This window comes from Eikenella glucosivorans, from assembly GCF_016025525.2.
GTDB lineage: Bacteria > Pseudomonadota > Gammaproteobacteria > Burkholderiales > Neisseriaceae > Eikenella > Eikenella glucosivorans.
This window is the reverse complement of sequence record NZ_JACSGR010000011.1, coordinates 21,894-30,097: the sequence shown is the minus strand read 5'-3', so window position 1 is coordinate 30,097 and position 8,204 is coordinate 21,894. Positions and strand designations below refer to the sequence as shown.

Here is an 8,204-nt window from a genome sequence, read left to right as displayed (position 1 = left end):
GAGTCGGGTATTTTTGTGCATGTTCATGTTTCAGTATTCTCCTGGAAATACTGTAAACAACGCTACTGATTTCTACAATTAAAGGCTACCTGAAAACAGGAGGCCGCCGCCGGGAGAACGTCTCCTAAAGATGGTGTTTCTGCTGGCAAGTGCTACACACGCCGTAGAGGTACAGCGCGTGGTCCACGATGCGGTAGCCGTTTTCCTCAGCGATTTTGCCTTGCAGGTTTTCAATGGTCGGGTTGAGGAATTCGGTTACCTTGCCGCATTTCACGCACACGATGTGGTCGTGGTGGTCGCCCTTGTTCAGCTCGTATACCGACTTGCCGCTCTCGAAATGGTGGCGCAGCAGGATGCCGGCCTGCTCGAACTGGGTGAGCACGCGGTAAATCGTGGCCACACCGACTTCCACGCCTTCATCCAGCAGGATGCGGTATACATCCTCGGCGCTCAGGTGCTCCTCGGCATGGGTTTCAAACAAATCCAGAATTTTCAGGCGCGGGCCGGTTACTTTCAGGCCGCTGCCTTTGAGTTGTGCGATGTTATTTTCCATGATGTATGCATATCACTATTAGACAATAGTCGTTATAATACGCACTTTTAATGCGCTTGCCCACTCTTTGGCCGAACTGTTTGCCGGCCCTGCGGCGGCGCGCCGACCCTGTTTTCAGTTTTTCGAAAGGTCATGTTGTGAACAAATCCCTCTGTCTGGCGCTGGCCGCCTGCCTCGGCCTGGCCGCTTGCAGCACCGAGCGCCTGGCCCGCTTCCCTTCCTACAAGCTCACCATCGTGCAAGGCAACGAGCTGGATTTGCAGGCCGTGGCCGCCCTGCGCCAAGACCTGAGCAAAGAACAGGTGCAGCACCTCTTGGGCACACCCTTGCTGCGCGACCCGATGCACGCCGAGCGCTGGGATTACCTGTTTGAAGTGAGCCGCGGCGGCAAAGTGAGCGAACGCAAAAACCTAACCCTGTATTTCGATCAAAACGATTCCCTGGTACGCGCCGAAGGTGACGTACTCAACGAGCTGCGCCAACAGCAGCAACCGCAATAAGCCCGATTGCCAAATCCAATCGCCGCACCCGATATTCCGCCCGTTAAGGAGCCAATATGTCCGCCCCCATCAGAATCGCCATCGCCGGCGCCAACGGCCGCATGGGCAAAATGCTGATCGAAGCCGTAGCGCAAAACCCGCACACCGTGCTCGCCGGCGCATTGGAGCATGCCGGCTCCGAAGCGCTGGGCTTAGATGCCGGCTACGCCTCCGGCCTGAAAACCGGCATCGCCATCAGCAGCGATACCGACGCCGTGCTCGCCCGCTGCGACGTGCTCATCGATTTCACCCGCCCGGCGGTTTCAGGTAGCCTATTGCCCCTCTGCGCTGAGCGCGGCATCAAAATGGTGATCGGCACCACCGGTTTCGACGAAGCCGGCAAAGCCGCCATCGCCGCTGCCGCCGGGCAAACCGCCGTGGTGTTTTCCGCCAACTATAGCGTCGGCGTAAACCTCACCTTCCACATCCTCGACACCGTCTCCCGCGTGCTGAACGAAGGCTACGATATCGAAATCATCGAAGCGCATCACCGCCACAAAGTCGATGCCCCCAGCGGCACTGCCCTGCGCATGGGCGAAGTGATCGCCCACGCCCTTGGCCGCGATTTGAAACAATGCGCCGTATACGGCCGCGAAGGCCACACCGGCGCACGCAGTCCGCACACCATCGGCTTTGCCACCGTGCGCGGCGGCGACATCGTGGGCGACCACACCGCCCTGTTTGCCGGTGAGGGCGAGCGCGTGGAAATCACCCACAAAGCCTCCAGCCGCATGACCTTCGCCGCCGGAGCCGTGCGCGCCGCCGTGTGGCTGCAACAGCACGACCGCGGCCTGTACGACATGCAAGACGTATTGGGCTTGAAAAACCAGTAATCCGCCCATATAGCCCTAAGCAGCGGCCACGCCGCACCCAACCCCCACACCACAGGAAACCCCATGACCCGCACCGTACACTGCATCAAATTGGGCAAAGAAGCCCCCGGCCTCAAATTCCCGCCCCTGCCCAACGAGCTGGGCAAGCGCATTTTCGACAACGTATCGCAAGAAGCCTGGGATGCCTGGACGCGCCACCAAACCATGCTCATCAACGAAAACCGCCTCAGCCTGGCCGACCCCCGCGCCCGCCAATATCTCGCCCAGCAGATGGAAAACTACTTCTTTGGCGATGGCGATGCCGACACCGTGCACGGCTACGTGCCGCCTGCCGAGTAAATAAAGCAAACCATTAAGGCTACCTGAAAATCCCAACGCAGATTTTCAGGTAGCCTTTAGGCCTATTTGCCAACACATTTCCCAAACCGCAGCCAAACCCGCCATGATTCCCAGCGAATTCATCGACGAGCTGCTGGCCAAAACCGACATCGTCGACATCATCGACGAGCACGTGCCGCTGAAAAAAGGCGGCGCCAACTACATGGCCTGCTGCCCGTTCCACAAAGAGAAATCGCCCTCCTTCTCCGTCAGCCCGAGCAAACAGTTTTACCACTGCTTCGGCTGCGGCGCACATGGTTCGGCCATCGGATTCGTGATGGAATACCAAGGCCTGGGCTTCACCGAGGCCGTACAATACCTCGCCGACCGCGCCGGCATGGTCGTGCCGCAGCAACGCGGCCGGCAGGAAAACGCCGACGAACGCGCCCGCCGCAAACAGCGCCAGCAAACCTTGGAAGACACCACCGCACAGGCCGCCGCGTTCTACCAACGCGAACTGGCCGCCAGCGAAGCCGCCCAAGGCTACCTGAAAAAACGCGGCCTCTCCGCTGAAATCATCGCCCACTACGGCTTGGGCTACGCCCCCGACAGCTGGCGCCCGTTGGCCCAGAGCTTCAGCCCCTACCCGTCCGAAGCCCTCATCAACAGCGGCATGGTGATCGAAAAAGACGGCAGCCACTACGACCGCTTCCGCCACCGCATCATGTTCCCCATTCGCAACAACAGCGGGCAGGTCATCGGCTTCGGCGGCCGCGTGCTCGACGATTCCAAACCGAAATACCTCAATTCACCCGACACCCCGCTGTTCGACAAAGGCAAAAACCTCTACGGCCTGCACGAAGCCCGTGCCGCCGTGAAAGAAGCCGGCCACATCCTCGTCGTGGAAGGCTATATGGACGTGGTGGCGCTGGCGCAGTTCGGCGTCGGCTACTGCGTGGCCGCGCTCGGCACCGCCACCACCGCAGAGCACGTCAAAATCCTGATGCGCCAAACCGACAGCATCTATTTCTGCTTCGACGGTGATGCCGCCGGCCGCAAAGCCGCCTGGCGCGCCTTGGAAAACGCCCTACCCCAGCTCAAAGACGGCAAATCGCTGCATTTCCTCTTCCTGCCCGAAGACCACGATCCCGACAGCTATGTACGCGAACACGGCCGCGAGCGTTTTGAAGACATGCTGCTGCACCAAAGTAAGCCGCTTTCCGCCTACCTGTGGGACGCGCTGACCGAACACTTGGATTTGCACACCCAAGAAGGCAAAGCCGAGCTGGTGAAAACCGCCTCACCCCTGCTCACACAGATTACCGCACCCGCCCTCTCCTTCCTGCTCAAGCAGGAGCTCAGCAACTTAGTGGGTATCGATCCGGCCAATTTAGCTCACCTGATGGGGCAGGAAGCACCCAAGCGCCACGTTGCCCAGCAGCGCTACACCCTACCGCGCCAAACCTTCCGTCAGCCGCAAATGCTGAGTTTGGCACAAAAACAAATCCGCAGCCTATTGATAAATCCGCAATGGGCTGCATATATCGACTTGCCCGACCATCTGGAACTGGATGCCGATTTGGCCTGCCTGAGCGTGATGGCTGCCCATGTACGCCGCAGCCAAGCCCCGCTCTCCAGCGCCGGATTGATGGAAGCCATGCGCAACACCCCTTATTACGGCAATATCTGCCACATCATGCAGTCTAGTACAGACAACGATCATTTCGAAGGGGATGACGAAGCGTATGTGCTTAATTTTCAATCGGGTATGCACAAGCTGATGGCCTCGCTGAAATCCCAACAAGTTGAAGCGTTGAAACGCAAACGCATCGCCCAAGGCCTGAGCGATGATGAAATGAAGCTGCTGCGGGATTTGCTAAGGCATCCTTCCCACCATAACGACGGGCAGCCCTAGCGGCGGCACCGTCCCCTTTTAGTTAGCCCATGTGAAGAACGAGAGAAACATGTCCGAACAGAACAATCCCGCCACCGAAGAACAAGACGGCAACCGCCCGCTGACTCCCGAAGAGCAGCGGGCGCGGCTCAGACAGCTGATTCTGCAAGGCAAAGAGCGCGGCTACATCACTTATGCCGAAATCAATGATGCCCTGCCAGACGATATGTCGGATGCCGAACAAATCGACAATATCGTCAACATGATTGCCGGTTTGGGTATTCAGGTAACCGAAGAAACACCCGACAGCGAAACCCTACTGATGGCGGATAATACCGCCAACATGACCGACGACGACGCCGTGGCCGAAGCCGAAGCCGCCCTTTCCAGCGCCGACTCCGAATTCGGCCGCACTACCGACCCGGTACGCATGTATATGCGGGAGATGGGACAGGTGGACTTGCTCACGCGCGAAGACGAAATCGTTATCGCCAAAAAAATCGAAACCGCCCTGCGCAACATGATCCAAGCCATTTCCGCCTGCCCCGGCTCTGTGGCCGAAATCCTCGCGCTGATTGAGCAGGTGCGCAACGACGAAATCCGGGTGGACGAAGTGGTGGAAGACATCATCGACCCGCACGAAGAGCTGCTCGACGAACTGGGCATCGGTGTGGAAAAAGCAGAAGAATCCGACTCCGATACCGATTTGGAAACAGACGGCGACGAAGATTCGGAAGAAGACGAAGAGGATACCGAAGAAGAAGATGCCGGCGCCGTATCCGCCGCCAATTTGGAAGAGCTCAAACAAAAAGTGTTGGCACACTTTGAAGGCATCCAAGCCACCTACAAAAAAATGGTGGCCGCGCTGAACAAGCACCACAGCCAGCATACTTCCTATCTGGAGCTGCGCAATTCCATTGCCGACCAATTGCTGAACGTGCGTTTCACCACCCGCCAGATTGAAACCCTGAGCGACAACCTGCGCACCCGCGTGGACAACATCCGCCGCTTGGAACGCGAAATCCGCGACATCTGCATTAATCGCGTACACATGGATCGCGACTATTTCATCGAGCACTTCCTGCCTAACATCACCGATTTAAACTGGGTAGAAAACGAAATCAGCAAAAACCGCGTATGGAGCGAAGCATTGAGCCGCTTCCAATACGCCATCATCGAGAAGCAAAACATCCTGATCGAGCAGGAAAAACACGCGCAAATTTCGATTGCCGAGCTGAAAGAAATCAGCAAAAACATGGTGGCCAACGAAAAAGAAACCGCCGCCGCCAAGCAGGAAATGATTCAGGCCAACCTGCGCCTGGTGATTTCCATCGCCAAGAAATACACCAACCGCGGCTTGCAATTCCTCGATTTGATTCAGGAAGGTAACATCGGCCTGATGAAGGCGGTAGACAAATTCGAATACCGGCGCGGCTACAAATTCTCCACCTATGCCACCTGGTGGATCCGCCAGGCCATCACCCGCTCGATTGCCGACCAGGCGCGTACCATCCGCATCCCGGTTCACATGATTGAAACCATCAATAAAATGAACCGCATCTCCCGCCAGTATTTGCAGGAAACCGGCGAAGACCCGGATGCCGCCAAACTGGCCGAACTGATGGAAATGCCGGAAGACAAAATCCGAAAAATCATGAAGATCGCCAAAGAACCGATTTCCATGGAAACCCCCATCGGTGACGACGACGACAGCCACTTGGGCGACTTCATTGAAGATGTGAACAACGTCGCGCCGGCCGATGCCGCCATGTATTCCAGCCTGCGCGAGGCCACCAAAGACGTGTTGGAAAGCCTTACCCCGCGCGAAGCCAAGGTATTGCGTATGCGCTTCGGCATCGACATGAACACCGACCATACGCTGGAAGAAGTGGGCAAACAGTTCGACGTTACCCGCGAACGCATCCGCCAGATCGAAGCCAAAGCCCTGCGCAAGCTGCGCCACCCCACCCGTAGCGACCGCTTAAGAAGCTTCTTAGATAGCGAGGAAAACAAACAGTAGTCCCTTGCTAGGCAGGCGGCTTGTCGGTACAATGCCGCCCTTTCTAGCCGGGTCTGTAGCTCAGGGGTTAGAGCAGAGGACTCATAATCCTTTGGTCGCTGGTTCGAGACCAGCCAGACCCACCAAATTCCTCTGCAAACAAGCCGCAATCTCCACCGATTGCGGCTTGTTTTGTTTTCAGCGCTTACACCCCTCACAACACTGTCAAAGGCTACCTGAAAACGAATGCAGTGAGCTTCTAAACAAACTTTTCAGGTAGCCTCTCAATAACACCTCACAAACGCCTTACCCTCCCCCCAATCCCGCAAGCGTGCGGCACTCTGCCGGGCCATGCCCTTCTTCCCCCATCAACCCCAATAAAAACTTCCGGATATCCTCCAGCTGGGCAATCTTGTCTTCCACATTATCCAACTGCGCCCGTACCATGGCATCCGCACGATGATGTTCGGCAGGAGCGTGTTTTAGCCGGTTTAGCTCCCTGATGTCCTCAATGGAAAAGCCGAGCGAACGGCAGGTTTTAATGAAGGCGAGCAGGCCAAGTGTGCCTTCGTCATACACGCGGTAGCCGTTAGCGGCACGCTTGGGCGTCGGCAACAGTCCAGTTTTTTCATAATAACGCACGGTTTCGGCATGAATTCCGCTCTTCGCACTCAGTTCATTGATTTTCATTGGATTATTTCTCAGATACAAGTTACCTGTAAGCGCTTGACCCCGTAGCGGCTACAGGCTTTATGATGCAGCCATCATAATTCAAACGCCGTAGAAAAGGAAACCATCATGCAAAACCCATCATTGGCCAAGCACACCCATCAGCACAATCACTCCCATGGTCACGCCCATTCCCACAACCATGACCACGCACACAGCCACATCCCGAAAAACCGCAAAATCCTCGCTCTCAGCTTCGCCGTCATCACCGGTTATATGGTAGTGGAATTCCTCGGCGGTTGGTATTTCAACAGCTTGGCACTGATGGCCGATGCCGGCCACATGGCCAACGACAGCCTGTCGCTGCTGCTGGCACTACTGGCGCTATTCCTTTCCGAACGCCGGCAAAAATGGTTGGCCTTAGTCAACGGTGCCTCTTTGATACTGGTGGCCGCCATGATTTTGCGGGAAGCAGCCGAACGCTGGGCGGCACCTACCGAAATGTTGGCGCTGCCGATGCTGGCTGTGGCGTGTACCGGCCTGCTGGTTAATGTTTTTGTGGCTTGGCTGATGATGAAGGGCGACCATGCCAACCTAAATGTGAAAGCGGCCTACCTGCATGTTTTGGCTGACCTGTTCGGCTCAGTGGTGGCCATTATTTCCGGGCTGGCGGCTTGGCTGCTGGGGTGGCAATGGGTGGACGCCGCAGCCAGCGCATTGTTGTCGCTGCTGGTGCTGAAAAGCGGCTTGGACGTGGTGCGACAGGCCTGGCAAGAACTACAAGCAGAGCATTAAGGCTACCTGAAACCATATTTTCAGGTAGCCTCTAGGATTAAAGCATTGGCGCTTCGGTTAAATATGACCGCAAGCGCCAACAAAATTATGTTTATTAAAAGGATACAGAGAAAATTTCTTAACCGATCTACAGAATTATGGGCTACTTACACATAATCCGCTGAATACAAAAAAAGAACCGCTAATAAGCGGTTTGTGGTGCCCGAGACCGGAATCGAACCGGTACGCTCGTATTAAGGAGCGACGGATTTTAAGTCCGTTGTGTCTACCAATTCCACCACTCGGGCCGGCTGCAGAATAGCAGACTCGGAGATTGGAGGCGGGGGCGCGGATTTTAACCGGCCTATACGGAGGTTGCACCCCCCGCAGCATAAACACTCTGCCACCCCGCCATGATGATTGATGATGCAGTATTTTGGAGGCGGGAGTCGGAATCGAACCGGCGTACACGGCTTTGCAGGCCGCTGCATAACCACTTTGCTATCCCGCCAAATTAGCTTTTGGCCGACTGAATCGGCCAAATCGCTAAAACTTGGAGCGGGAAACGAGTCTCGAACTCGCGACCTCAACCTTGGCAAGGTTGCGCTCTACCAACTGAGCTATT

Annotated in this window: 8 protein-coding genes and 3 tRNA genes; 7 read left to right on the top strand and 4 right to left on the bottom strand. The window is 56.4% G+C overall.

Annotated features, from left to right (window positions below):
- Positions 1-124: 124 nt before the first annotated feature.
- Positions 125-553, bottom strand: coding sequence for a ferric iron uptake transcriptional regulator (gene fur, locus H9Q10_RS11980; RefSeq protein ID WP_197904211.1), 429 nt, complete (start codon positions 551-553; stop codon positions 125-127).
- Positions 554-690: 137 nt separating this feature from the next.
- Between fur and H9Q10_RS11975 the strand changes: the two genes are divergently transcribed.
- The 6 genes from H9Q10_RS11975 (at position 691) to H9Q10_RS11950 (ending at position 6,282) form a co-directional block, all read left to right on the top strand.
- Positions 691-1,053, top strand: coding sequence for an outer membrane protein assembly factor BamE domain-containing protein (locus tag H9Q10_RS11975; RefSeq protein WP_197904210.1), 363 nt, complete (start codon positions 691-693; stop codon positions 1,051-1,053).
- Between the two features lie 56 nt (positions 1,054-1,109).
- A complete protein-coding gene (gene dapB, locus H9Q10_RS11970; protein WP_197904209.1) occupies positions 1,110-1,925 on the top strand; it encodes a 4-hydroxy-tetrahydrodipicolinate reductase in 816 nt (271 codons plus the stop codon).
- Between the two features lie 63 nt (positions 1,926-1,988).
- Positions 1,989-2,264 carry an oxidative damage protection protein gene (locus H9Q10_RS11965; protein ID WP_197904208.1) on the top strand — a complete coding sequence of 92 codons (276 nt, stop codon included), beginning with the start codon at positions 1,989-1,991 and terminating at the stop codon, positions 2,262-2,264.
- 103 nt (positions 2,265-2,367) lie between these two features.
- Positions 2,368-4,158, top strand: coding sequence for a DNA primase (gene dnaG / locus H9Q10_RS11960; protein ID WP_197904207.1), 1,791 nt, complete (start codon positions 2,368-2,370; stop codon positions 4,156-4,158).
- 49 nt (positions 4,159-4,207) lie between these two features.
- Positions 4,208-6,157: an RNA polymerase sigma factor RpoD gene (gene rpoD / locus H9Q10_RS11955; RefSeq protein ID WP_197904206.1), complete on the top strand. Its 1,950-nt coding sequence runs from the start codon at positions 4,208-4,210 to the stop codon at positions 6,155-6,157.
- 49 nt (positions 6,158-6,206) lie between these two features.
- Positions 6,207-6,282: transfer RNA gene (locus H9Q10_RS11950), tRNA-Ile, on the top strand.
- A gap of 160 nt (positions 6,283-6,442) precedes the next feature.
- Here the strand turns inward: H9Q10_RS11950 and H9Q10_RS11945 are convergent.
- Positions 6,443-6,826 (bottom strand): MerR family transcriptional regulator, encoded by a 384-nt coding sequence (locus tag H9Q10_RS11945; RefSeq protein WP_197904205.1) that lies wholly within the window; start codon positions 6,824-6,826, stop codon positions 6,443-6,445.
- Positions 6,827-6,934: 108 nt separating this feature from the next.
- Between H9Q10_RS11945 and H9Q10_RS11940 the strand changes: the two genes are divergently transcribed.
- Entirely contained in the window at positions 6,935-7,600 is a 666-nt protein-coding gene (locus H9Q10_RS11940; protein WP_197904204.1) for a cation diffusion facilitator family transporter, read from the top strand.
- A 196-nt stretch (positions 7,601-7,796) separates the two neighbouring features.
- Here the strand turns inward: H9Q10_RS11940 and H9Q10_RS11935 are convergent.
- Together H9Q10_RS11935 and H9Q10_RS11930 are read right to left on the bottom strand one after the other, a co-directional pair.
- Positions 7,797-7,887: transfer RNA gene (locus H9Q10_RS11935), tRNA-Leu, on the bottom strand.
- Between the two features lie 129 nt (positions 7,888-8,016).
- Positions 8,017-8,090: transfer RNA gene (locus H9Q10_RS11930), tRNA-Cys, on the bottom strand.
- Positions 8,091-8,204: the final 114 nt, after the last annotated feature.